Origin of the sequence: Afipia felis ATCC 53690, assembly GCF_000314735.2 — a bacterium.
GTDB lineage: Bacteria > Pseudomonadota > Alphaproteobacteria > Rhizobiales > Xanthobacteraceae > Afipia > Afipia felis.
This window is the reverse complement of record NZ_KB375270.1, coordinates 393371-416508: the sequence shown is the minus strand read 5'-3', so window position 1 is coordinate 416508 and position 23138 is coordinate 393371. Positions and strand designations below refer to the sequence as shown.

Genomic DNA, 23138 nt, shown 5'->3' with positions numbered 1-23138 from the left:
AGAAAGCATGAATTTTCAAAGGCTTCGCACGGCGTTCAGAGACGATTCAGGCTGGTGTTTGGGAGTGCGGTAACCATCGCACCAACAGCGGCGATGCTTTTGCCGGAGAATGATCGCGGCAAAGGATTCCGGAGCGCTTGATCTGCAACCGGAAGGCCACCCGGAAACCGGGGCCTCAAATAGAAACGAGGGCGTCGGTGAACACGTCAGGATTGAGATTCAACCGGAAGCTCCGGTGAACTGCGGATCATGATCCGCAACGAACGAAGAGCGCTGACACTCTTCTGCCGGATGATCGCAGGACCAAGCCCGCTTCCCGTCCGACCGTCTCTCCTGATGTCTCGCCGACACCCTCTGTCGTCAATCCGGACTGAAGATATCCGCCGAAGCCGATATCCACCCTTATGACGTTGCCGGCTTCAACCTGCCGGCAATCCGTAAGGCGAAGCCTTACTTCTTCTTCTTGGCAACCTTGCGGGTCTTCTTGGCAGTCTTCTTCACTGCCGACTTCGCCTTCTTGACTGCCTTCTTCGCCTTCTTCGCTTTCTTGGCCATGTTGCCCTCCATATATGAGATGGCTGTATCGCTCTCGTGCACTCGGGAATCGAAATGCACTGCATTTGGATTACACCAACGCGTTAAAAAAAACAGTGTCCCGCTTAAGGAAGTGTTGACGCAACGTCCGCGATGCGACAGCCGCGCTGACTCTTAAAACATCGTCGTGGTTTGCGAGCGCAAGGGCAGCGCACGACGCTCTTAATCGCCCCTCGCGACACGAAATTCAAAAAGCCTTTGATAGGCGCATGTTTCTTTCATCGCCCGAAAAACAGAGGAGCGATGCAAAAGGCGAATTGCGTGCGCCGCTGGCGCGAAAAAAACGCGGCGTGAGAACTCCGAGTCGGGATTTTTGGCAACGAAATTATTTTCGTGGATTTTTGCTTTTAAGGCGCTCCGCGCTCGCATCGGCCGCCGTTTCGTCACTTCACTCCGCCGATTCGCGAATCGCGATTTGCATTTCGCACGCACCGCCCGACATGAAAACGGCGTCACGCGGATGCCGCGTGACGCCGTTTTGGATCGTGTCCCGCGCGTTCAGATGCCGAGTTTGCCCTTGAGCAGATCGTTCACAGCCTGCGGATTGACCTTGCCGCCCGACGATTTCATCACCTGACCGACGAACCAGCCGATCAGTTGCGGCTTGGCGCGCGCCTGCTCTACCTTGTCAGGGTTCGCGGCGATGATTTCGTCGACCACCTTCTCGATCGCACCGAGATCGGTGACCTGCTTCAGTCCGAGACTCTCGACGAGCGCTTTCGGATCGCCGCCCTTGGTCCAGACGATCTCGAACAAATCCTTGGCAATCTTACCGGAAATCGTCCCCTCGCCGATCAGGTCGACGATAGCGGCAAGCTGAACGGAGGACACCGGCGCGTCCGCGATGGCGCCGCCTTCCTTATTCAGGCGGCCAAACAGTTCATTGATGACCCAGTTCGCGGCGAGCTTGCCGTCACGCGACGCATTGCCGACACCGGCCAGCACTGCCTCATAGAAGTCGGCACTCTCCCGCTCGGCAACCAGAACGCCGGCGTCATAAGGTGTCAGGCCGAAGGTCTCGATGAAACGCGTGCGCTTCTCGTCCGGCAATTCCGGAAGCTTTGACTTTAGCTCCTCGACATAGGCCGCAGTGAATTCCAGCGGCAGCAGATCGGGGTCCGGGAAGTAGCGATAGTCGTGCGCCTCTTCCTTGGAACGCATCGAACGGGTCTCGCCCTTGTTGGGGTCGTAGAGCCGGGTTTCCTGATCGATCGAACCGCCGTCCTCGATGATCTCGATCTGGCGGCGCGCCTCGAAATCAATCGCCTGACCGATGAAACGGATCGAATTGACGTTCTTGATCTCGCAGCGGGTGCCGAACGGTTCGCCCGGCCGGCGGACCGAGACGTTCACATCCGCGCGCAGATTGCCCTTCTCCATATCGCCGTCGCAGGTGCCGAGATAGCGCAGGATGCTGCGCAGCTTGGCGACGTAGGCCTTGGCTTCCTCGGCCGAGCGCATGTCGGGCCTGGAGACGATCTCCATCAGGGCTACGCCCGAGCGGTTGAGATCGACATAGGACATGGTCGGGTGCTGGTCGTGCAGCGATTTGCCAGCATCCTGCTCGAGATGCAGCCGCTCGATGCCCACTGACGCCGTGCCGCCGTCGGGGGTATCGATGATCACCGTTCCCTCACCGACGATCGGCTGCTTGAACTGACTGATCTGGTAGCCCTGCGGCAGATCCGGATAGAAGTAATTCTTCCGGTCGAAGGTCGATTTGAGATTGATCTGCGCCTTGAGGCCGAGGCCAGTGCGGATCGCCTGCGCGACACACTCCTCATTGATGACCGGCAGCATGCCCGGCATCGCCGCGTCCACCAGCGAGACGTGTTCGTTCGGCGCGCCACCGAATTCGGTCGAGGCGCCGGAGAACAGCTTGGAATTCGAGGTCACCTGGGCATGGACTTCCAGCCCGATCACGACTTCCCAGTCGCCGGTGGCGCCCTTGATGAGCTTTTTGGGATCGACAGTTGCGTTCATGACGCGGCTTTTACCCCGCCGGCAGGCCGGAGAAAACCCCCGCGCGGCGGCGTTACAGGCTCGCCGCGAAGCTCTTGAATACCGGACTGGCCCGCAACGTGTCGCGGCCCGCATCGATCACGTCATCCACCTGCTCACGCGGCAAGTGAAACCGGGTCGGAACGTTGTCGAGTTGCCGCGCGCGAGCCGGATCGAGCTGGTCGAATCCGAGCCGTCCGATAAAGAATTTGATGTCCCGGCAATTCCAGCGAGGACCCGCACCGTATCTGGCACGATCAGCCGCGGATAATCCGCAGCGCCACCGAACCAGGGCGCCCTGCCAGTCGTTCATGGTGCTGTTGAAGGCCGTAAAGCTGCCCGCCACGCTGGCGCCGAGGGCGGTGTCCGCGGTGGCCCTGACGAGTTCCGCACCTCTCGGACCCTCGACGGTGTTGATCCATTGAGGCGACGGTCCGGGAGCGGAGGCATCAACCACCAGGAACAGTGCACGTCGCAGTTTCACGGCCTGCTTTGGCGAGAGCGGGCCGTAAGGCGTGTCCGACGACAAGCGCGCAATGGTGAAGCCCGACAACCCGAAATTATCGACAAGCCCACCATCCAGCAGCTTGATGTAAGGCACCGCGCCGTCATGATACTTGGCGAGAGCATTGGCAAAACCGCTCAGCAGCGGAGGCGCATTCCTGTCACGACGCACGCGCTCCACCCAGGCGGGCAACGGCTGATCGCACTTCTTCGGGAAAGACTGGATCACGATCGGTGCAAACGCCACCGGCACCGCCGCCGAGGCGGCGACGGCATCCGCCAGCGGATATTTCGACAAGTCGCTGCAAATGGCATTGAACGTTACCGCACCGAACACGAACGGCGTCCTGTTGTAAATGTCGGACGCGTTGATCCAGACGCGCGGCTTGCCTATCGCCCGGAATTCCCCGAACGTTACCCCGTTGAACAGATTTGCATCGAGCCAGCGTGGAAAGCCGGTTGAATCATTGATACCGCCCGCCAGAGCCCGGCCCATCGTCGCCAGATTCAGATCGGTTTGCAGGCCCTCTTCAGCATTGCGCAGCAAAAACTTTTCACGGAAATCGGCCAGACCGGCTTTTTTCCTGAGGCCGTAATAGGCCGCCGTGACGGACCCACCTGAGACGCCGGAAATGAATTCGACACGGTCAATCATCGGCCCATGCGTGCCGCGCACCGGAATCCGGTCCATTTCTGACAGCACACCGTACGCGTAAGCAGCTGCGCGTGTACCGCCCCCCGAAAAGGACAGGCCGATAATCGTCTCGTCCGCGCTGGTGTTTTCCTGGAAAGCTGGCCCCAGTGTGTTGGCCAGATCTGATGGCGTACCGGGGACGTTCACCGGATCGTTTCGAATCGTGGCGCAGCCGATTAGCAGCGCGCAGACCGATAGGCTCCCCAGAATTGCTCGCACACGTGCCATGTCACTCCCCCGCAGGCGAGTTTTGAAGACTGGACGTCGCTATTTCCCTAATAGGAAACACCGACGCGGAACAAGGTTAACAAGCTCGCGCAATTTTTAAGATTTCGCGCTCTTGAGGTGCCCCTCTTCGTAAGTGATCGACCAGCCAATGAGGCTGCGCCAGAGCATCTCAGCAAGATCCGGCGGCACGCCTGCCGCCTCCGCCTCGGCGCGGACATGGGCGACGACCTCCTCGACCCGCTCCGGAATCGCCGCAGGGATGCCTTCCCGAGTTTTCACTGCGATGACCTGATCGAGGCAGCGCACGCGCTCCGCAATCAACGTAACGAGATCGCGGTCGATCCGGTCGATGACTTCGCGCAATTGCGGAAGTGTTGTCTGCTGTCCGTCTGCCATCAGCGCCACCAATGCTTCGGTTCGAACCGCCCTGCCGCCTGTTCGATGGTTTCACCCAGCGAGAACAGCGTCTCCTCATCGAACGGACGCCCGATCAATTGCAGCGCGAGCGGCAGGCCCTGCGCATCCTTTCCGGCCGGCACCGCGATGCCCGGCAGACCCGCCATATTCACCGTCACCGTGAAGATGTCGTTGAGATACATCTCGACCGGGTCGGCCTTGCCCTTCTCGCCGATGCCGAAAGCCGCCGAAGGCGTCGCTGGCGTGAGGATCGCGTCCACGCCCTTCGCGAACACATCCTCAAAGTCTTTCTTGATAAGTGTGCGAACCTTCTGCGCGCGCAGATAATAGGCATCGTAATAACCGGCCGAGAGCACATAGGTGCCGATCATGATGCGACGGCGCACCTCCGGTCCGAACCCAGCGGCACGGGTATTCTCGTACATCTCGGAGATGGTCTTGCCGTCGACGCGCGCGCCATAGCGGACTCCGTCATAGCGCGCGAGGTTGGACGACGCCTCCGCCGGTGCCACCACATAATAGGTCGGCAGCGCGTATTTGGTGTGTGGCAGCGAGATTTCGACGATCTCCGCACCCGCTGCTTTCAGCCACTCCGCACCCTGCGCCCACAGCTTCTCGATTTCCGGCGACATGCCGTCGATGCGATATTCCTTCGGGATGCCGATCCGCATGCCCTTGACCGACTTGCCGATGGCCGCCTCGTAATCCGGCACCTCGCGATCGACCGAGGTGGTGTCCTTCGGATCGTAACCAGCCATCGAACGCAGCATGATCGCGGTATCGCGCACGGTACGCGCGAACGGCCCCGCCTGATCGAGCGAAGACGCAAACGCGACGACGCCCCAGCGCGAGCAGCGCCCATAGGTCGGCTTGATGCCGACAATGCCGGTGAACGCGGCAGGCTGCCGGATCGAACCGCCCGTGTCGGTGCCGGTCGCGCCGAGGCAAAGGCCCGCCGCCACCGCCGATGCCGAACCGCCCGACGAGCCGCCGGGCACCAAGGCAGCATCCGAACCCTCGCGCCGCCAGGGATTGATGACGTTGCCGAACGCGGAGGTCTCGTTCGATGAGCCCATCGCGAATTCATCATTGTTGAGCTTGCCGAGCAGCACGGCGCCATCGCGCCAGAGCTGCGAGGTGACGGTCGATTCATAAGGCGGTTTGAAGTCACCCAAAATCTTCGAACACGCGGTGAGGCGCACGTCGCGGGTCGCGAACAGATCCTTGATACCGAGCGGAAGACCGAGAAGATTGCCTCGCTCGCCTTTCGCGAGCTTGGCGTCCGCCTCCTTCGCCATCGCGCGCGCCTGTTCCGGCGTTTCCAGCACATAGGCATTGAGAACGCGTGCGCTCTCCATTGCGGCCAGATGCGCGTCGGTCAGTTCGAGCGCCGTGAAGGATTTTGCAGCCAAGCCTTCCTTGGCTTCGGCGAGCGTCAGTGCTGTCAGATCAGTCATGTCTCAATCGGGTCGCAGATAAAGGGAGACCGTTTGGCCTGTTTCGCGGCCTGGGAGGCCTTCAGCGCGATCGTGTGGCCCTCGTCCGGATCAGGGGTTTTGCCCTGCCGTTCCATGTCGTCGAGGTAGTCCATGAACGCCTGATAAAAGTCTTCGTCGCTGCAGAGTTCGCACATCGCATCCACCCGTGGCGCTATTCGACCACCTTGGGCACGAGGAAGAAGTGATCCTCGGTGACCGGCGCGTTCGCAAGCACGCGTTCGGCAATCTCGCCATCATTGACGACATCGTGACGCTTTTTCATCTCCATCGGGATGACCGAGGTCATCGGCTCGACGCCCTCGATATCGACTTCGGAGAGCTGCTCGACGAAAGCGAGCATCGCGTTCAGTTCGCCCTGGAGGTGCGGCACCTCCTCGTCCTTGACGGCGATCCGCGCAAGCTGCGCGATCCGGCGAACGGTGGCTGCATCGACTGACATTGATATGGCTCCGGAAATACCGCCGTAACGGTTCCAATGGCCTGCCTATAAAGCATTTTTTGCCCAAGGGGAAATCCGGGCAAGCAGCCGTTCCGCGGCTGGAATGCCCCGGTTGACGATCCCGCCTTTGCATCGGGTTTCACCCGCATGGTAAGCGACGGCATGCCCGCGCTTATCCTTCCCCTGATCGAAGCCGCCACGCACTGGACGCCACGCGGTGCGTTGATCGGGCTCGACCTCGGCACCAAGACCATCGGCGTCGCCGTCTCCGATCCGGACCGGCGGCTCGCCACCGGCGTGACGACCATCCAGCGGCGCAACTTCACCAAGGACGCCGCCGAATTGCTCAGAATATCAGCAGAGCGCGCCTGCGCCGGATTCGTGCTCGGTCTGCCGATCAACATGGACGGCAGCGAAGGGCCGCGTGCGCAATCCACCCGCGCCTTCGCCCGCAATTTCGCAAAACTCACCGACCTTGCCATCGGTTTGTGGGACGAGCGGCTGTCGACCGCCGCCGTCGAGCGCGAACTGATCTCCATCGATGTCAGCCGCGCCCGTCGCGCCGAGGTGATCGACGAACACGCCGCGATCTTCATCCTGCAGGGTGCGCTGGACCGCCTCGCGGCGCTCGGACGGCAGAGCCAATCCTGAGCTTTAAGAATGCGAGGCGAGCCAGATCGTCTGGATCGTCGCGGCGAGATTGTTCAGGCCGTGGATCACGATCGTCAGCCACGTCGAATTACTGCGATAGCGCAGATAGCCGAGCAATAGCCCGATCGAGAACACCTCGCCGAGGAAAAACCAGTCATATTGCAGGTGCATCAGCGTCCACACCGCCGAGGACAGGATGATCGCGCCGGGAATCCGCAAAAAAGATTCCGACCAGCCGCGATAAAGGAAACCGCGCACGAAAAACTCCTCGGTGATCGGCGCCGCCACGACGATGGCCAGAATCAGCAACCACAAGGAGTTGTCGGCCTGTGCGGCCTTCAGCGTATCCATCATAAAGCCGGGCGAAACCTCGCGCCCGGTCGCCTTGGATAACAAATCCCAGCCCTCGACCAGCACCGCGAGGCTCACCGCGCCAATCAGCAGCCCCTTCCATGACGGCCGGTTCAAGGCGAGGTAATCCGCAAAGCGCTGACGCGCCAGCTTGGTTGCGACCCAGATCGCGAACAGCACCGCGGGCAACCCGGTCATAACGGAGAGCGACAGCGCCTTGCCGCCCGTTGCCACATGCGTCAGCGAATCCGCGAAGGTTGACAGGTTGAGCGGTTCCTTCTGCAGGACTAGCAAAATCGCGATGGTCGATGCTTGCCCCAGAAACAACGCAACGAAAATCAGCAAGCCCCAGAGCGAGGTGCCCCAGAATTTCCAGACGCGCGGTTCGTGCACGGGCGTCGGCACAACAGGATCGTCGGCGAGCGTTTCGGGAAGACTCATCGAGGTGCTTTCGCTTGCGAGGTAGGCTTAAGGCAGCGCCCGCGCAAGCAGGCCCTGAATGTCGCCGGGGTTCAGATCGACCGCGCCATACATCAGCCCGCGCCGTTGCGCCAGTCGCGTTTGCGCGAACAGCACCGCGTGATCCGGATCGACCACCTTGAGCGCGGCTGCCGCGGCGGCGAGCGCCAGCCACTCCACGGCACTGCGTGCGGCTCCCTCTGCTTCTGGCTGACGTAACGCCTGTGCGACAGCGGACAACGCCTCCCTCAGTCCCGGCAAATCCCCACCCTCCTGCACGAGATGAACAAAGACAGCCTCCGCCGCATCGCGCTGGCGGAACAGAAGTACCCGCAACACGTCGAGGCACATCACATTGCCGGAGCCTTCCCAGATCGCATTGACCGGCGCCTCGCGGTAATGCCGCGCCAGAATGCCCTCCTCGACATAGCCATTGCCGCCGAGGCACTCCATTGCCTCATAGAGAAAGGCGGGCGCGCTTTTGCACACCCAGTATTTCACCACTGGCGTCATCAGCCGCATGTAGGCGCTTTCAAGCGGATCGCCGGGCATGCGATCGAACGCGTGGCACAGCCGCATCACCAGTGCTGTCGTGGCCTCGACCTGGAGCGCCATATCGGCGAGCACGTTGCGCATCAACGGTTGATCGACAAGTTGCTTCTGAAAAACGCGGCGATTCCGCACATGATGAAGCGCATGCGCAAGGCCCGACCGCATCAGAGCAGCGGACGCGATCGCGCAATCCTGCCGCGTCAGCGACACCATTTGGATAATGGTCGCGATGCCGCGTCCCTCCTCGCCCAACCGCAGTGCATAGGCGCCCTCGAATTCGACTTCAGACGACGCGTTGGAGCGGTTACCCAGCTTGTCCTTGAGCCGCAGAAAGTGCAGCGCATTCACCCGACCATCGGGCTTGAAGCGCGGCATGACAAAACATGTCAGCCCGCCTGCCGCTTGCGCCAGCACAAGGAAGGCATCGGACATCGGCGCCGACATGAACCATTTGTGCCCTGTGATGCGGTAGGCATCACCATCTCTTTCCGCCCGAGTGATGTTGGCGCGCACGTCGGTGCCGCCTTGCTTTTCGGTCATGCCCATGCCGACGGTCATGCCGCGCTTTTGCCACCACGGACTAAAAGCAGGATCGTAAGCGCGCGTGCCCAGCACCGGCATGATCTGCGCGCGTAATGCTTCATCGCTCGCCAGCGCCGCGACCGAAGCACGCGTCATCGTGATCGGGCACAGATGTCCCGTCTCGACCTGCGCGGCAATGAAGAACTTCGCCGCCCGCAACACTTCCGATGCGCCGCCCGCTGACGCGCCCACCTCCGTCCATGTCGAATTGTGCAGTCCGGCGTGGGCGCTATGCGCCATCAACTCGTGATAGGCCGGGTGAAACTCCACCTCGTCGCGGCGAAACCCGCGCGCATCGAAGGTCTTGAGCTTCGGCGGATTCTCGTTGGCGAGCCGTCCGCGCTCCGCCATCGCCGCCGATCCCCAGAGCCTGCCGAAGGTCGACAGTCCCGCCGCATGGTCCCGTCCACCATAGGCCGCCACCGCCTCCATCAGCGGAACGTCGCAGCCGAACAGATCGATATCGCAAAACGGCGGCGACTGGTTGAGCAGTTCGCCGGTATCGTGTCGGCCAAAGGTCATGGGCTAATTCCTTTGCGCTTCCGCGCCAGCTTAACGCCGCCTCGCCCTTTCCGTATCGGCGAAAATGCCCGCCCTCCGGGCCCCCGGTTGCAACCCGAGCACAGCCGCCATTTACCCTGCCCGGCACGGGCTGGCGTGAACCGTCCACAGCCGCCAAATCCGCCTTGCTCCAAATGGCAACTCTGCCTATAGGTTTGGCTTTAATGACCCCTGCACCAAAATCGAGTTTCGTCCTCGGGCACCGGCATCTGCTGGGCATCGAAGGGCTTTCCGCGGCCGATATCACCGGCCTTCTCGACCTCGCCGGCGAATATGTCGAACTGAACCGGCAGGTCGACAAGAAAAGCAGCGTCCTGAGCGGCCGCACCCAGGTCAATCTGTTCTTCGAATCCTCCACCCGCACCCAGTCCTCCTTCGAAATCGCCGGCAAGCGGCTCGGGGCGGATGTCATGAACATGTCCGTCTCCTCGTCCTCAATGCGCAAGGGCGAGACGCTGATGGACACTGCGGTGACGCTGAACGCAATGCACCCCGACATTCTGGTGGTGCGCCATCACGCCTCCGGCGCGGTCGAACTGCTCGCGCGTAAGGTCGACGGCTCTGTCGTCAACGCGGGCGACGGCGCGCACGAGCACCCGACGCAGGCGCTGCTCGACGCGCTCACCATCCGCCGCAACAAGGGTCGGCTGGAAGGCCTGCTGGTCGCGATCTGCGGCGACGTGCTGCATTCACGCGTCGCCCGTTCAAACATTCTTCTCCTCAACATCATGGGCGCGCGTGTACGCGTCGTCGGACCCTCCACTTTGTTGCCGCCCGGCATCGAGCGGATGGGCGTCGAGGTCGCGCACGACATGCGCGCGGGCCTCAACGGCGCCGACATCGTGATGATGCTGCGGCTGCAGCGTGAGCGCATGAGCGGCTCCTTCGTGCCGTCGAGCTCGGAATACTTCCAGTTCTTCGGCCTCGATCAGAAGAAGCTGTCCTATGCCAAACCGGACGCGCTGGTGATGCATCCCGGCCCGATGAATCGCGGGGTCGAGATCGACTCCATCGTTGCCGACGGCGCGCAATCGCTGATCCGCGAGCAGGTCGAAATGGGAGTGGCGGTGCGCATGGCGGTGCTCGAAGCACTCGCCCGCAACCTGCCGAATGCGTGAACCATGCTGAAAGATAACCGCCCCACGCTCCTCACCAACGCCCGCCTGATCGATCCTTCCTGCGATCTGGACGGCCACGGCGGCGTACTGATCCAGGACGGCGTCATCGCCGAGGTCGGCCCCGGCATCGGCAAGAGCCACGCGCCCGAAGGCGCCGAAATTGTCGATTGCGCGGGCAAGGTCGTTGCTCCCGGGCTGATCGATATGCGCGCCTTCGTCGGCGAGCCCGGCGCAGGCCACCGCGAGACCTTCGCCTCCGCAAGCCAAGCAGCGGCCGCAGGCGGCATCACCACTATCATCTGCCAACCGGACACCAAGCCTGTCACCGACAATTCGGCGACGGTGGATTTCGTGCTGCGCCGTGCGCGAGACACCGCCGTGGTCAACATCCACCCGATGGCCGCGCTGACCAAGGGCCTTGGCGGCGAGGAGATGACCGAGTTCGGCCTGCTCAAGGCTGCAGGCGCCGTCGCCTTTACCGATGGCGCCAAGAGTGTGACGAACGCACAGGTGATGCGCCGCGCACTGACCTACGCACGCGATTTCGACGTGCTGATCGTCCACCACACCGAAGATCCGGACCTTGCGGGCGAAGGCGTGATGAACGAGGGCGAACTCGCTTCCCGGCTCGGCCTGATGGGCGCACCGAGCGCCGCCGAAGCCGTGATGCTGGAGCGCGACATGCGCCTCGTCGCGCTGACCGGCGGGCGCTACCATGCAGCCTCCGTGAGTTGCACCGAATCGCTCGATATTTTGCGGCGGGCGCGCGAGGCAGGCCTTGCGGTCAGCGCATCCGCCTCGATCAATCATCTCGCGCTGAACGAGAACGACATCGGCCCCTACAAGACCTTCCTGAAACTGTCGCCGCCGCTGCGCACGGAGGACGACCGGAAGGAGTTGGTGGCAGCACTCGCCTCCGGCCTCATCGACGTCATCATGTCGGACCACAATCCGCAGGACGTTGAGGTGAAGCGCCTGCCCTTCGCGGAAGCGGCCCCCGGCGCCATCGGGCTGGAAACCATGCTCTCGGCTGGCCTGCGCCTCGTCCACAACGGTGAGATCGAACTAAGCCACCTCATCCGCGCGATGTCGACGCGGCCCGCCGAACTGCTCGGCCTGCCCGGCGGCACGCTCCGCAAGGGCCGTCCCGCCGACATCGTCGTGATCGATCTCGACACACCGTGGATACTCGACCCCGCCGATCTGAAGTCGAAGTGCAAGAATACGCCGTTCGACGAAGCGCGCTTTACCGGCCGCGCGGTGCGTACCATCGTCGGCGGCCGCACTGTGTTCGAGCAGGTGTGAGCGCATGGACATCTCGCCCACCGCCGCCAACGCTGTCGCTCTCGCGATCGGTTACCTGTTCGGCTCGATCCCGTTCGGCTTGCTGATTACCCGCCGCGCAGGCACCGCCGATCTGCGCTCGATCGGCTCCGGCAACATCGGCGCGACCAACGTGTTGCGCACCGGCCGCAAGGGCCTCGCCGCCGCGACGCTCGCCTGCGACATGCTCAAAGGCACTTTCGCGGTGCTTCTTGTCCGCTATCTGTTCGGTGACGACGCCGCGATCGCCGCGGGCCTCGGCGCGTTTCTCGGCCACATCTTTCCGGTCTGGCTGAAATTCAAGGGCGGCAAAGGCGTTGCGACCTATATCGGCGTGCTGCTGGGCCTGTGGTGGCCGGCGGCGCTGATCTTCTGCGCGATCTGGCTCGCGGTGGCTTTCATCTCACGCTATTCCTCGCTCGCCGCGCTGGTTGCCAGCGCCTCGATCCCACCGCTGCTGCTGTGGCTGCAGCATATCCCGCTGGCCGCTTTGTTCGCCGTGCTCTCGGCGATCCTGTGGTTCAAGCACCGCGCCAACATCCGCCGCCTGATGGACGGCAGCGAAGGCAAGATCGGCGCGAAGGGGTAACCACCTCCCCGCGACAAGCCGCATTGTTCCCTGCGCCGAGTTAGGCAAGACTGCCATCACGGGAGGCGGTCGTGGACAGGCTCGTATCAGCACCCATCAGGTTGAGCGATGCGCAGCGCATCGACTGGCTGCGGCTGATCCGTAGCGAGAATGTCGGGCCGCGAACCTTCCGCTCCCTCGTCAATCATTGCGGCAGCGCCAAAGCCGCGCTTGAGCGCCTGCCCGATCTCGCGCGGCGCGGCGGCGCGAGCCGGCCCGGACGGATCTGCCAAATCGAGGACGCAGAACGTGAAATCGAAGGCAGCCACAGGATCGGCGTTGCCTTGCTCGCTCCGGGCGAACACGGTTATCCGCCTCGCCTTGCGCTGATCGACGATCCGCCACCTCTGCTCGGTGTGCGTGGGGCGCGAGAAATCGAAATGCGTCCGATGATCGGCATCGTCGGCTCGCGCAATGCCTCGGGCGTGGGCTTGAAATTCGCCCAGACCATCGCGCACGATCTCGGAGCGGCCGGCTTCGTGATCGCCTCGGGTCTTGCCCGCGGCATCGATCAGGCCGCTCACCGCGCTTCGCTCAGCAGCGGCACGGTTGCCATGCTCGCCGGCGGCCACGACCGCATCTATCCGCCGGAACATGAAAGCCTACTTGGTGCGATCATCGATGCGGGTGGCGGCGCGATTTCAGAAATGCCGCTCGGCCACGGCCCCCGCGCCCGCGACTTCCCCCGTCGCAACCGCCTGATCTCCGGCGCCGCGCTCGGCGTCCTCATCGTCGAGGCTGCGCACCGCTCCGGCTCGCTGATCACCGCGCGCTTCGCCAACGAGCAGGGCCGCGAGGTGTTCGCCGTTCCCGGCTCGCCGCTCGACCCGCGCGCCACTGGCACCAACGATCTCATCAAACAGGGGGCGACGCTCACTACTTCGGCGGCAGACATTATAAATGCCGTCGCCCCGATCATGGAGCGTCCGATCGAACTGCCGATGGAGGAAGACGAGCCTCCCCATGACCACCGGGAGCCGCACGACACCGACAGGGCGCGGATTGTCGACCTGCTCGGCCCTTCCCCCATCGGGATCGATGATCTGGTGCGGATGGCCGAAGCCTCACCGGCGATCGTCCGCACGGTGCTGCTCGAACTCGAGATGGCCGGACGGCTGGAGCGTCACGGCGGCGGCATGGTATCGCTGAACTAAATATCCGAACGTCAGGGCCCGGCCTTCCGGCTGGAGCGAGCCAGCCCGTCAGCCTCCATATGCGCCATGTCCAGAAGATAGCCGAGCGTATCAAAGCGATGCCGGTGACAGATGGATGTCAGATTGGCCAACGTCTCGGCGATAAAGGCTGCCGCCTCCTTCGCGCCATTGTCATCGCTGTGTCGGTCCGGGTCGGGGTCCGATTCAGGATCTTTCGCTCTGTTTCGGCGAGGCGGCATTGCGGTGGGCCAGTCCGGAATCAGGATAATATTCTTATACTTGAAGCCTGGATTTATGCAACTTCCGGCTTAATTTTATTAAAAATTGCAACCTTGAGTGTTCGTTCCATTGCCCGTTCAAGCGACCGGCATTTGACAGCACCCCCCACTTTACCCATGTATCGCTCCGAAAGCCTCGTCCCCTCGCGGTGATTCCGGGGCTTGTTTTCATCCTAACTCATTGGATTCAAATGAATCTCGTCATTGTGGAGTCGCCTGCGAAGGCTAAGACGATCAATAAGTACCTAGGCTCCTCCTACGAGGTTCTGGCCTCCTACGGCCATGTCCGCGACCTCCCGGCGAAGAACGGATCGGTGGATCCGGAGGCAAATTTTCAGATGATCTGGGAGACCGACCCCAAGGCGGCGGGCCGGCTCAACGACATCGCCAAGGCGCTCAAGGGCGCTGACAAGCTGATCCTCGCAACCGACCCTGATCGCGAGGGCGAGGCGATCTCCTGGCACGTCCTGGAGGTCATGAAGCAGAAGCGCGCGCTGAAGGACCAGAAGATCGAGCGCGTCGTCTTCAATGCCATCACCAAGCAATCCGTCACCGAGGCGATGCAGCACCCCCGCCAGATCGACGGCGCGCTGGTGGATGCCTACATGGCGCGCCGCGCGCTGGATTATCTGGTCGGCTTCACGCTCTCCCCAGTGCTGTGGCGCAAATTGCCGGGCGCGCGCTCGGCCGGCCGAGTGCAATCCGTCGCGCTGCGCCTTGTTTGCGACCGCGAGCTTGAGATCGAGAAATTCGTGCCGCGCGAGTACTGGTCGCTGGTCGCGACGCTCGCGACCCCGCGCAACGAAACCTTCGAGGCGCGGCTCGTCGGCGCCGACGGCAAGAAGATCCAGCGGCTCGACATCGGCAGCGGTGCGGAAGCCGAGGATTTCAAGAAGGCGCTGGAAAACGGCACCTACACTGTCGCGCTGGTGGAGGCGAAGCCCGCGCGCCGCAATCCGCAGGCGCCCTTCACCACCTCGACGCTGCAGCAGGAAGCCAGCCGCAAGCTCGGCTTCGCACCCGCGCACACCATGCGGATCGCGCAGCGTCTTTATGAAGGCATCGACATCGGCGGCGAGACCACCGGCCTCATCACCTATATGCGTACCGACGGCGTTTCGATCGCGCCGGAGGCGATCCCGGCCGTCCGCAAGGTGATCGGCGAGGACTACGGCAACGACTATGTACCGAGTGCGCCGCGCCAGTACACATCGAAAGCGAAGAACGCGCAGGAAGCGCACGAAGCGATCCGCCCGACGGATGTCTCGCGCCGCCCTGCCAAGCTGAAGGCGCGCCTCGATAACGACCAGTATCGCCTCTATGAGTTGATCTGGATGCGCACCGTCGCGAGCCAGATGGAATCGGCCGAACTGGAGCGCACCACCGTCGATATCATTGCGAAGGCTGGCGCGCGCACGCTCGACCTGCGCGCGTCCGGCCAGGTGGTGAAATTCGACGGCTTTCTCGCAGTCTATCAGGAAGGCCGCGACGACGATCCGGAGGATGAGGAAAGCCGCCGCCTGCCCGCGATGAGCGAGGGCGAAGCGCTCAAGCGCGAGAGCCTCGCCGTCACCCAGCATTTCACCGAGCCGCCGCCGCGTTTCTCGGAAGCTTCACTCGTCAAGCGCATGGAAGAACTCGGCATCGGCCGGCCTTCGACCTACGCTTCGATCCTGCAGGTGCTGAAAGATCGCGGCTATGTGAAGCTTGAGAAGAAGCGCCTCTCCGCCGAGGACAAGGGCCGCGTTGTCGTAGCTTTTCTCGAGAAATTCTTCGCACGCTACGTCGAGTTCGACTTCACCGCCGACCTCGAAGAGAAGCTCGACAAGATTTCCAACAACGAAGTCGCCTGGAAACAGGTGCTGACGGACTTCTGGAAAGATTTCATCGGCGCGGTCGACGACATCAAAGACGTGCGCGTCTCGGAAGTGCTCGACGTGCTCGATGCGATGCTCGGCGAGCACATCTACGAGCCGCGCGCCGACGGCGGCGATCCGCGCCAGTGCCCGAGCTGCGGCACCGGAAAGCTCAATCTCAAGGCCGGCAAGTTCGGCGCTTTTGTCGGCTGTTCGAATTATCCCGAGTGCCGCTACACACGTCCCCTCGCCTCCTCGAGTGCATCGAGCGACCGCGTACTCGGCAAGGACCCGAAGACCGGTCTCGACGTTGCGGTGAAGGCCGGACGCTTCGGTCCCTACATCCAGCTCGGCGAGCCGAAGGATTATGCCGAGGACGAGAAGCCGAGACGCGCGGGCATCCCGAAAAACATGTCGCCCGCCGATGTCGAACTCGATCTCGCGATCAAGTTGTTGTCGCTGCCACGCGATGTTGGTCCCCATCCCGAGGATGGCGAGATCATCACCGCGGGCATCGGCCGGTTCGGCCCGTTCGTGCGTCACGGCAAGACCTATGCGAGCCTCGAAGCGGGCGATGATGTCTATAATATCGGCCTCAACCGCGCGGTGACACTGATCGCCGAGAAGATCGCCAAGGGGCCAAGCCGCCGCTTCGGTGCTGATCCCGGCAAGGAGGTCGGCGACTATCCGGCACGTGGCGGCAAGATCATGCTCAAGAAGGGTCGCTACGGCGCCTATGTCTCGATCGACGGCATCAACGCCACGATTCCCGACGACAGGGAGCCGGAGCAGATCACGCTCGAGGAAGCGATCGCACTGATCGAAGCACGCGCTGCGAAGACCGGTGGCAAGACCAAGCGCGCGGCCAAGAAAGCCGCGCCGAAGAAGAAGGCTGCGAAAAAAGCCACGACCAAGAGCGATGGCGAGGACGCCGAGCCGCAGACCGTCACCAAGAAGGCGGCCGCGCCTCGCGCCAAAGCCAGTGCAAAGGCCAAACCCCGCGCGACGACGAAGGCTGCTGCAAAGACGGCCGCGAAAACACCTGCCAAGGCCGTAGCGAAAAAGAGTGCCGGAAAAGCGCGCGGATAATGAAGAAGAAGCATGACGCGACCGATGGCTTTCCCGACAAGGAAAGCATCGTCGCGTTCATCAGAACCAATCCCCGCGAGGCCGGCACGCGCGAACTGGCGCGGCATTTCGGCCTCAAGAACGACTCCCGCGCGGCGCTGCGCCGCATCCTGCGCGAACTCACCGACGAAGGCGTGATTGCCAAGCAAGGCAAGCGCGTGCACGACGCACGCGAACTGCCCCCCACTCTCGTCGCCGATGTCGTCAAGACCGACAGCGACGGCGAATTGATCGCCCTGCCGGCCGAATGGGCCGAGGACATCGACGGCCCCGCGCCCGTGATCCATATCCACACGCCACGCCGTGCCAAGCCCGGCACTGTCGCAGGCGTCGGCGAGCGCGTGTTGCTGCGGCTGGAAAGGCGTGAGCGCGGCGAACGCGCAGCTCTCTATATCGGCCGTGTCATCAAGGTGCTGGAGAAAACCAGGCATCGTGTGCTCGGCATCTTCCGCGCCCAGCCGCAGGGTGGCGGCCGGATGATCCCGGTCGACAAGAAACAGGCCGGACGCGAACTCAGCATTGCCGCCGCAGACAGTGCCGACGCACAGGACGGCGATCTCGTCAGCGTCGAACTGATCCGCTCGCGCGGCTATGGCCTGCCGGCAGGACGCGTACGCGAACGGCTCGGCTCGATGAAGACCGAAAAGGCCATCAGCCTGATAGCAATCCACGCCCACGAGATTCCGCAGGAATTTCCGCGTGCCGCAATCGAGGAAGCGGAAGCCGCCAAAGTCGCGGCGCTGAAGGGGCGTGAGGACTGGCGTGACGTGCCGCTGATCACCATCGATCCGCCGGACGCCAAGGATCACGACGACGCGGTGCATGCAGCGCCGGACACGGACCCTGCCAATAAAGGCGGTTACATCGTCAACGTCGCGATCGCCGACGTCGCATTCTACGTGCTGCCGGACTCGGCGCTTGACCACGAGGCGCTCAAGCGCGGCAACTCGGTATATTTCCCCGACCGTGTCGTGCCGATGCTGCCCGAGCGGATTTCGAACGATCTTTGCTCACTCAAGCCGGGTGAGCCGCGCGGCGCCATCGCTGTGCGAATGGTGATTGGCGCGGACGGGCGCAAGCGTTCGCACACCTTCCACCGCGTCCTGATGCGTTCGGCCGCGAAATTGTCCTACGCGCAGGCGCAGGCCGCGCGCGACGGACGCCCCGATGATGTCACCGGCCCCTTGCTCGACACTATCATCGCACCGCTTTACACAGCGTATGCGCTGGTGAAGCGCGCGCGCGACGAACGCGACCCGCTCGAACTGGAGTTGCCCGAGCGGAAGATACTACTGAAGTCTGACGGCACCGTGGACCGCGTGACCACGCCGGAGCGGCTCGACGCGCATCGGCTGATCGAGGAATTCATGATCCTCGCCAACGTCGCCGCCGCCGAGACACTTGAGAAGAAGGCGCTGCCGCTAATCTATCGCGTGCACGACGAGCCGACGCAGGAGAAGGTCCACAATCTTCATGAATTCCTGAAGACGCTGGATATGCCCTTCACCAAGTCCGGCGCGCTGCGGCCTGCGGTATTCAACCGCATCCTCGCACAGGTGAAGGGCCGCGACACAGAGTCACTCGTCAACGAGGTCGTGCTCCGCTCGCAGGCGCAGGCCGAATACGCATCCGAGAATTACGGACATTTCGGTCTCAACTTGCGGCGCTATGCGCATTTCACGTCGCCAATCAGGCGATATGCGGACCTGATCGTGCATCGCGCCCTGATCCGCGCGCTTGGCCTCGGCGACGGCGCACTGCCCGAACACGAGACGCTGGAAACGCTGGGCGAAGTCGCTGCCGCGATTTCGCTCACCGAACGGCGCGCCATGAAGGCCGAACGCGAGACCACCGACCGCCTGATCGCCCATTTCCTCGCTGACCGTGTCGGCGCGATCTTCGAGGGCCGTATTTCCGGCGTCACCAGGGCGGGTTTGTTCGTCAAGCTGAATGAAACGGGTGCCGATGGCCTGATTCCGGTCAGAACACTCGGCAGCGAGTTCTATCATTTCGATGAAACCCGGCATGCATTGATCGGAACGCGCAGTGGTGCCATGCACAGATTGGGTGACGTGGTCGAGGTTCGTCTGGTAGAAGCAGCGCCAGTTGCCGGCGCGCTGCGGTTCGAACTCCTCTCCGAGGGAACAAAGGCACCACGCGGGACGCGCGATTTCGGCAAACGCAAGCATCCCGGCACGAAGCATGGTGCGGCGTCGAAGACAGGACGAGGTTCGAAGGGCAAGGCTCGCAAGCTCAAGAGCAAATCGCAGATCAAGGCCCAATCCGGCAAAGGCAAACGAGGCAAATGATGGATAGCGCAGCGGTGCAGACCCCCATGACGAAGAATTGGACGCCGTCCGTGGCCGCCCCCGAAAAGCGCAACCTCTGGGATGCCATGCTGCGCGGTTGCCGCGGACGCTGCCCGAATTGCGGCGAAGGCAAACTATTTCGCGCCTTCCTGAGAACAGCCGATTGCTGCTCCGAATGCGGGCAGGACTTCACCCACCACCGCGCCGACGATCTTCCTGCCTATCTCGTGATCGTCATCGTCGGACATATCGTGGTGCCGATCATGTTGTGGGTCGAGACCAACTATTCGCCAGCCGTTATCCTGCAATTGGCGATCTATCTGCCGCTCACGCTTGTATCCTCACTTCTGCTGCTGCAACCAGTGAAAGGCGCGGTCGTCGGCCTGCAATGGGCGCTGCGCATGCACGGCTTCGGCGAGAGCGAAGCCGAAAGCGGGTCGGATCGTCCGGCCTGAACGCTCGTGCGTTTCGGATGAACTCGCTACCGACATACGCTGCGGAAGAAATCCATCATCCCTATCGGAAGCCGCGAGATTCCGCGACGCTGATCCTGATCGACCGCAACGGTCCCGTTCCGAAAGTCCTGCTCGGCAGGCGGCGCGCCGACCTCATCTTCATGCCGAACAAGCTCGTCTTCCCCGGCGGCAGCGTCGACGCGACGGATCACCGTATTCCTCTTGCAGCCGAACTTCCCGAAGGTCTCGAAGCGAAGCTGCTCGCCGGCAGGCCAAAGACGACGCCTGCCCGTGCCCGTGCGCTTGTCGCCGCCGCCATCCGCGAGGCCTGCGAGGAGACCGGCCTGTGCCTCGGCAGCAGGCCCCACAATCTTCTCACGCCCGCACAGACGGCGACACTCACGGGTGAATGGAGGCCTTTCGCAGACGCCGGCCTGCTGCCGGATCCCTCGCACCTCCATCTGATCGCGCGCGCCGTTACGCCTCCGGGGCGAGTTCGCCGGTTCGACACCCGCTTCTTCACCGCCGACATTTCCGTGATCGCTCACACTGTGAACGGCGTCGTGCATGCCGATGCCGAACTCGTCGAGGTGCTCTGGATCGAACTCGGCGCACCTCCGCATCCCGATATCCATTCCATGACCCAAATCGTGCTGGATGAACTGGCTGCCCGGCTCGCGAGGGGGCCGCTGACCAACCGAACCGAGGTGCCATTCTTCCACTATCGCAACGGCGTGCTCCAGCGCGACACGCTGTAAGACAGCATCCGTGAAAGCCATGGCGGCGCGTCCGTGCGGACGCTAGGTTGTCGGCCGCATGGCATGGGCTTGGCGCAATATCTTCGAAATGGAATGGCTGCGGCGCCTGGGCGGCGCGGCGTCCATACTTGCCCATATCGCGCTGCTGGCCTGGGTCGTATTCGGCTCGGGCGTGAGACTGTTCGACTCCGCGCCACCACCTGCAATCAATGTCGAACTCGTTTCGCCCAAGGATGTCCCTGCCGGAAAACAAGGCGATCTGTCGCTGCCGTCCCTGGATACGCCCAAGCCGGAAGAATCGAAACCGGATGAAACAAAACCGGACGAATCGAAGCTCGACGAGCCAAAGGCCGACGATCGGAAAATTGACGAACCAAAAGTAGAACAGTCTGAAACAAAGCCCACCCCCGAACCGCAAACGCCTGCGCCCGAGTCACCTGCCCTGCCGCAAGCCGTCATCACCGGCGCGCCGGTCGTCCAACCCGACGTGATGAGCCAATACGGCGATCCTTTCCTCTCCGGCGGCTTCACCCCCGAGAAGGAAGCCGCTGATCTGAAATCCGACGTCGTCGCCGCCTTCCGCGCGCATCTGAAGTCATGCATGAAACTGCCCGCGGGCGTTTCGCCAACGGACGATGCCCACATCGTTCTGCGGGTAGCGCTCAAGCGCAACGGCAGGCTCGCGGCCACGCCCGCGCTGATGGCGGCAAAGGCCACGCCGACAGGGCCGCTCATCATGAAAGCCGCGATTCACGCGCTCGAAGCCTGTCAGCCCTATTCGATGCTGCCGGCCGAGAAGTACAAGGAATGGCGGGAACTAGACCTTGAATTCACACCGGCGGGATTCGGGCCGGGATGAGCCCGAATCCCTGCTAAATCCCCGGAAAATCGTGTTATTTCCGGCCAGACCGACGAAAATCGCGGTCTTGAACGGCCGAAATCCTTGACTTTGGGACATTCGAGGATAGTTTGCGGCCAAACGCGGGTCGGCCTCGTCCGGCCCGCTTCAGATTCCAGACATCGAGGTTTTCGAACATGGCCAAAGCGGTCACGATCAAGGTCAAGCTCGTCTCCAGCGCGGATACCGGCTTCTATTACGTCGCCAAGAAGAATTCGCGCACCATGACCGACAAGCTGGTCAAGAAGAAGTACGACCCGGTCGCGAAGAAGCACGTCGAATTCCGCGAAGCCAAGATCAAGTAAGCCTGCCCTACCGCACGGCTGAATGACGATGACGGAGCCTTTCGGGCTCCGTTTTTTGTTGACCTCTACACACGCACCGCCGCGCGCACGCGCCCGGCCTCGCCGAAAACACGCAGATAGCGGGCGATTTCGTCCGGACTGCCTGTCGCCTTTTCCGGATTGTCGGAGAGCTTCACCGCCGGCCGGCCGTTGACCGAGGTCACCTTACAGACCAGCGAGATCGGATCGAGGTTGGCGGTGCCATCGGGCGAACAGCCGACAAAATCGTTGGTGAGGTTGGTGCCCCAGCCGAAGCTGGTACGCACGCGCCCGGCGAAATGCCGGTGCGTCTGCTCGATCGAATCGACATCCATGCCGTCGGAGAAGATCAGAAGCTTTTCCCTCGGATCGCGGCCCTTGTCCTTCCACCACCGGATGATGTCCTCGCCCGCCGGAATCGGCGGCGCGCTGTCGGGCCGGAAGCCGGTCCAGTCGGCCACCCAGTCCGGCGCATCGCGCAGGAACGCTGCGGTGCCGAACGTATCGGGGAGCGCGATCAAAAGGTTGCCGTCATAGGCGTGCCGCCATTGGTCGAGAATGAGGTACGGCGCGCGGCGCAGTTCCTCATCGCTGTTGGCGAGAGCAGCCGCGACCATCGGCAGTTCGTGGGCGTTGGTGCCGATAGCTTCGAGATCGTTGTCCATCGCCAGCAGCACGTTGGAGGTGCCGGTGAAAGCAGGACCAAGCCCTTCCTTGAGCGCTTCCACACACCAGCGCTGCCACAGGAAGCCGTGACGACGCCGGGTGCCGAAATCGGACAGACGCAGTCCTTCGAGCTTCTTCAGCCGCTCTACCTTCGTCCACAGCTTTGCCTTGGCGCGCGCATAGAGCACGTCGAGCACGAAGCGGCCCTGCCCCTTCACCGCCTGACGCGAGCGCAACTCGTTAATGATGGCGAGCGCAGGAATTTCCCACATCGTGGTATGGGTCCACGACCCGTGGAAGTGCAATTCGTACTGACCATCCACCGCGCGCAGTTCGTAGTCCGGAAGCCGGAAGGTCTCAAGCCAGCCTATGAAATCCGGCGTGAACATCTGGGTCTTGCCGTAGAAGGTGTTACCGGCAAGCCAGATCAGTTCCTTCTTAGAAAAGCGCACACTGCGCGCATGATCGAGTTGGGCGCGCAACTCCTTCTCGTCGATGATATCGCCGAGCCGCACGCGGCGGGTCCGGTTGATGACCGAGAAGGTGACGCTCTCGTCCGGATACAGTTTCCGGATCATCTGCAGCATCAGGAATTTGTAGAAGTCGGTATCGAGCAGGCTGCGCACGATCGGATCGAGCCGCCAGCCGTGATTGTAGGTTCGCGATGCGATGTCCGTCACTGTCATGGCGCGATCTTAGCTGCCGCGCCGGC

General features: G+C 62.6%; 20 protein-coding genes. 11 read left to right on the top strand and 9 right to left on the bottom strand.

Going from position 1 to position 23138, the window contains the following annotated elements; all coding sequences use genetic code 11:
* Window positions 1–1092: 1092 nt before the first annotated feature.
* The 6 genes from gatB to gatC all read right to left on the bottom strand — a co-directional run bounded on the left by gatB (window position 1093) and on the right by gatC (window position 6376).
* Complete coding sequence (gatB, locus tag HMPREF9697_RS02150) at window positions 1093–2577, bottom strand: Asp-tRNA(Asn)/Glu-tRNA(Gln) amidotransferase subunit GatB (RefSeq protein ID WP_002715500.1); 1485 nt, start codon at window positions 2575–2577, stop codon at window positions 1093–1095.
* Between the two features lie 52 nt (window positions 2578–2629).
* On the bottom strand, window positions 2630–4021 hold the full coding sequence (locus tag HMPREF9697_RS02145; protein ID WP_002715499.1) for a patatin-like phospholipase family protein: 1392 nt from the start codon (window positions 4019–4021) through the stop codon (window positions 2630–2632).
* 96 nt (window positions 4022–4117) lie between these two features.
* Window positions 4118–4417, bottom strand: a complete 300-nt coding sequence (locus tag HMPREF9697_RS02140) for a chorismate mutase (protein ID WP_002715498.1) — start codon at window positions 4415–4417, stop codon at window positions 4118–4120.
* Window positions 4417–5895, bottom strand: a complete 1479-nt coding sequence (gatA, locus tag HMPREF9697_RS02135) for an Asp-tRNA(Asn)/Glu-tRNA(Gln) amidotransferase subunit GatA (RefSeq protein WP_002715497.1) — start codon at window positions 5893–5895, stop codon at window positions 4417–4419. The genes HMPREF9697_RS02140 and gatA overlap by 1 nt, the downstream gene beginning before the upstream one ends.
* Window positions 5892–6071: a hypothetical protein gene (locus HMPREF9697_RS02130; RefSeq protein WP_002715496.1), complete on the bottom strand. Its 180-nt coding sequence runs from the start codon at window positions 6069–6071 to the stop codon at window positions 5892–5894. Before HMPREF9697_RS02130 ends, gatA begins: the two co-directional genes overlap by 4 nt.
* Before the next feature lie 17 nt (window positions 6072–6088).
* Window positions 6089–6376: an Asp-tRNA(Asn)/Glu-tRNA(Gln) amidotransferase subunit GatC gene (gatC, locus tag HMPREF9697_RS02125; protein WP_002715495.1), complete on the bottom strand. Its 288-nt coding sequence runs from the start codon at window positions 6374–6376 to the stop codon at window positions 6089–6091.
* 162 nt (window positions 6377–6538) lie between these two features.
* Here gatC and ruvX point away from each other — a divergent pair, with 162 nt between their 5' ends.
* Window positions 6539–7027 (top strand): Holliday junction resolvase RuvX, encoded by a 489-nt coding sequence (gene ruvX, locus HMPREF9697_RS02120; protein ID WP_040308084.1) that lies wholly within the window; start codon window positions 6539–6541, stop codon window positions 7025–7027.
* Window positions 7028–7030: 3 nt separating this feature from the next.
* Here ruvX and HMPREF9697_RS02115 read toward each other — a convergent pair whose 3' ends face one another.
* Window positions 7031–7819: a CPBP family intramembrane glutamic endopeptidase gene (locus tag HMPREF9697_RS02115; protein WP_002715493.1), complete on the bottom strand. Its 789-nt coding sequence runs from the start codon at window positions 7817–7819 to the stop codon at window positions 7031–7033.
* A 27-nt stretch (window positions 7820–7846) separates the two neighbouring features.
* Window positions 7847–9493 carry an acyl-CoA dehydrogenase family protein gene (locus tag HMPREF9697_RS02110; protein WP_002715492.1) on the bottom strand — a complete coding sequence of 549 codons (1647 nt, stop codon included), beginning with the start codon at window positions 9491–9493 and terminating at the stop codon, window positions 7847–7849.
* 203 nt (window positions 9494–9696) lie between these two features.
* Between HMPREF9697_RS02110 and HMPREF9697_RS02105 the strand changes: the two genes are divergently transcribed.
* The 10 genes from HMPREF9697_RS02105 to rpmG all read left to right on the top strand — a co-directional run bounded on the left by HMPREF9697_RS02105 (window position 9697) and on the right by rpmG (window position 21742).
* Window positions 9697–10650: an aspartate carbamoyltransferase catalytic subunit gene (locus HMPREF9697_RS02105; protein WP_002715491.1), complete on the top strand. Its 954-nt coding sequence runs from the start codon at window positions 9697–9699 to the stop codon at window positions 10648–10650.
* Between the two features lie 3 nt (window positions 10651–10653).
* On the top strand, window positions 10654–11955 hold the full coding sequence (locus HMPREF9697_RS02100; protein ID WP_002715490.1) for a dihydroorotase: 1302 nt from the start codon (window positions 10654–10656) through the stop codon (window positions 11953–11955).
* A gap of 4 nt (window positions 11956–11959) precedes the next feature.
* Window positions 11960–12562, top strand: a complete 603-nt coding sequence (gene plsY / locus HMPREF9697_RS02095; RefSeq protein ID WP_002715489.1) for a glycerol-3-phosphate 1-O-acyltransferase PlsY — start codon at window positions 11960–11962, stop codon at window positions 12560–12562.
* Between the two features lie 71 nt (window positions 12563–12633).
* Window positions 12634–13755, top strand: a complete 1122-nt coding sequence (dprA, locus tag HMPREF9697_RS02090; protein WP_002715488.1) for a DNA-processing protein DprA — start codon at window positions 12634–12636, stop codon at window positions 13753–13755.
* A gap of 469 nt (window positions 13756–14224) precedes the next feature.
* Window positions 14225–16978 (top strand): type I DNA topoisomerase, encoded by a 2754-nt coding sequence (topA, locus tag HMPREF9697_RS02080; RefSeq protein ID WP_002715487.1) that lies wholly within the window; start codon window positions 14225–14227, stop codon window positions 16976–16978.
* Window positions 16978–19326: a ribonuclease R gene (gene rnr, locus HMPREF9697_RS02075; RefSeq protein WP_002715486.1), complete on the top strand. Its 2349-nt coding sequence runs from the start codon at window positions 16978–16980 to the stop codon at window positions 19324–19326. Before topA ends, rnr begins: the two co-directional genes overlap by 1 nt.
* Window positions 19326–19781, top strand: a complete 456-nt coding sequence (locus HMPREF9697_RS02070) for a DUF983 domain-containing protein (protein WP_002715485.1) — start codon at window positions 19326–19328, stop codon at window positions 19779–19781. Before rnr ends, HMPREF9697_RS02070 begins: the two co-directional genes overlap by 1 nt.
* A gap of 17 nt (window positions 19782–19798) precedes the next feature.
* Window positions 19799–20539, top strand: coding sequence for an NUDIX hydrolase (locus HMPREF9697_RS02065; RefSeq protein ID WP_002715484.1), 741 nt, complete (start codon window positions 19799–19801; stop codon window positions 20537–20539).
* Window positions 20540–20597: 58 nt separating this feature from the next.
* Window positions 20598–21398, top strand: a complete 801-nt coding sequence (locus HMPREF9697_RS02060; protein ID WP_002715483.1) for a hypothetical protein — start codon at window positions 20598–20600, stop codon at window positions 21396–21398.
* Window positions 21399–21574: 176 nt separating this feature from the next.
* On the top strand, window positions 21575–21742 hold the full coding sequence (rpmG, locus tag HMPREF9697_RS02055) for a 50S ribosomal protein L33 (protein ID WP_002712167.1): 168 nt from the start codon (window positions 21575–21577) through the stop codon (window positions 21740–21742).
* A gap of 65 nt (window positions 21743–21807) precedes the next feature.
* Here rpmG and pncB read toward each other — a convergent pair whose 3' ends face one another.
* A complete protein-coding gene (gene pncB, locus HMPREF9697_RS02050) occupies window positions 21808–23112 on the bottom strand; it encodes a nicotinate phosphoribosyltransferase (protein ID WP_002715482.1) in 1305 nt (434 codons plus the stop codon).
* Window positions 23113–23138: the final 26 nt, after the last annotated feature.

What these genes read in the sequence shown, in the direction of transcription:
- gatB (WP_002715500.1), bottom strand. Translation starts at nt 2,577, where the DNA reads ATGAACGCAACTGTCGATCCCAAAAAGCTCATCAAGGGCGCCACCGGC.
- HMPREF9697_RS02145 (WP_002715499.1), bottom strand. Translation starts at nt 4,021, where the DNA reads ATGGCACGTGTGCGAGCAATTCTGGGGAGCCTATCGGTCTGCGCGCTG.
- HMPREF9697_RS02140 (WP_002715498.1), bottom strand. Translation starts at nt 4,417, where the DNA reads ATGGCAGACGGACAGCAGACAACACTTCCGCAATTGCGCGAAGTCATC.
- gatA (WP_002715497.1), bottom strand. Translation starts at nt 5,895, where the DNA reads ATGACTGATCTGACAGCACTGACGCTCGCCGAAGCCAAGGAAGGCTTG.
- HMPREF9697_RS02130 (WP_002715496.1), bottom strand. Translation starts at nt 6,071, where the DNA reads ATGTGCGAACTCTGCAGCGACGAAGACTTTTATCAGGCGTTCATGGAC.
- gatC (WP_002715495.1), bottom strand. Translation starts at nt 6,376, where the DNA reads ATGTCAGTCGATGCAGCCACCGTTCGCCGGATCGCGCAGCTTGCGCGG.
- ruvX (WP_040308084.1), top strand. Translation starts at nt 6,539, where the DNA reads ATGCCCGCGCTTATCCTTCCCCTGATCGAAGCCGCCACGCACTGGACG.
- HMPREF9697_RS02115 (WP_002715493.1), bottom strand. Translation starts at nt 7,819, where the DNA reads ATGAGTCTTCCCGAAACGCTCGCCGACGATCCTGTTGTGCCGACGCCC.
- HMPREF9697_RS02110 (WP_002715492.1), bottom strand. Translation starts at nt 9,493, where the DNA reads ATGACCTTTGGCCGACACGATACCGGCGAACTGCTCAACCAGTCGCCG.
- HMPREF9697_RS02105 (WP_002715491.1), top strand. Translation starts at nt 9,697, where the DNA reads ATGACCCCTGCACCAAAATCGAGTTTCGTCCTCGGGCACCGGCATCTG.
- HMPREF9697_RS02100 (WP_002715490.1), top strand. Translation starts at nt 10,654, where the DNA reads ATGCTGAAAGATAACCGCCCCACGCTCCTCACCAACGCCCGCCTGATC.
- plsY (WP_002715489.1), top strand. Translation starts at nt 11,960, where the DNA reads ATGGACATCTCGCCCACCGCCGCCAACGCTGTCGCTCTCGCGATCGGT.
- topA (WP_002715487.1), top strand. Translation starts at nt 14,225, where the DNA reads ATGAATCTCGTCATTGTGGAGTCGCCTGCGAAGGCTAAGACGATCAAT.
- rnr (WP_002715486.1), top strand. Translation starts at nt 16,978, where the DNA reads ATGAAGAAGAAGCATGACGCGACCGATGGCTTTCCCGACAAGGAAAGC.
- HMPREF9697_RS02070 (WP_002715485.1), top strand. Translation starts at nt 19,326, where the DNA reads ATGGATAGCGCAGCGGTGCAGACCCCCATGACGAAGAATTGGACGCCG.
- HMPREF9697_RS02065 (WP_002715484.1), top strand. Translation starts at nt 19,799, where the DNA reads ATGAACTCGCTACCGACATACGCTGCGGAAGAAATCCATCATCCCTAT.
- HMPREF9697_RS02060 (WP_002715483.1), top strand. Translation starts at nt 20,598, where the DNA reads ATGGCATGGGCTTGGCGCAATATCTTCGAAATGGAATGGCTGCGGCGC.
- rpmG (WP_002712167.1), top strand. Translation starts at nt 21,575, where the DNA reads ATGGCCAAAGCGGTCACGATCAAGGTCAAGCTCGTCTCCAGCGCGGAT.
- pncB (WP_002715482.1), bottom strand. Translation starts at nt 23,112, where the DNA reads ATGACAGTGACGGACATCGCATCGCGAACCTACAATCACGGCTGGCGG.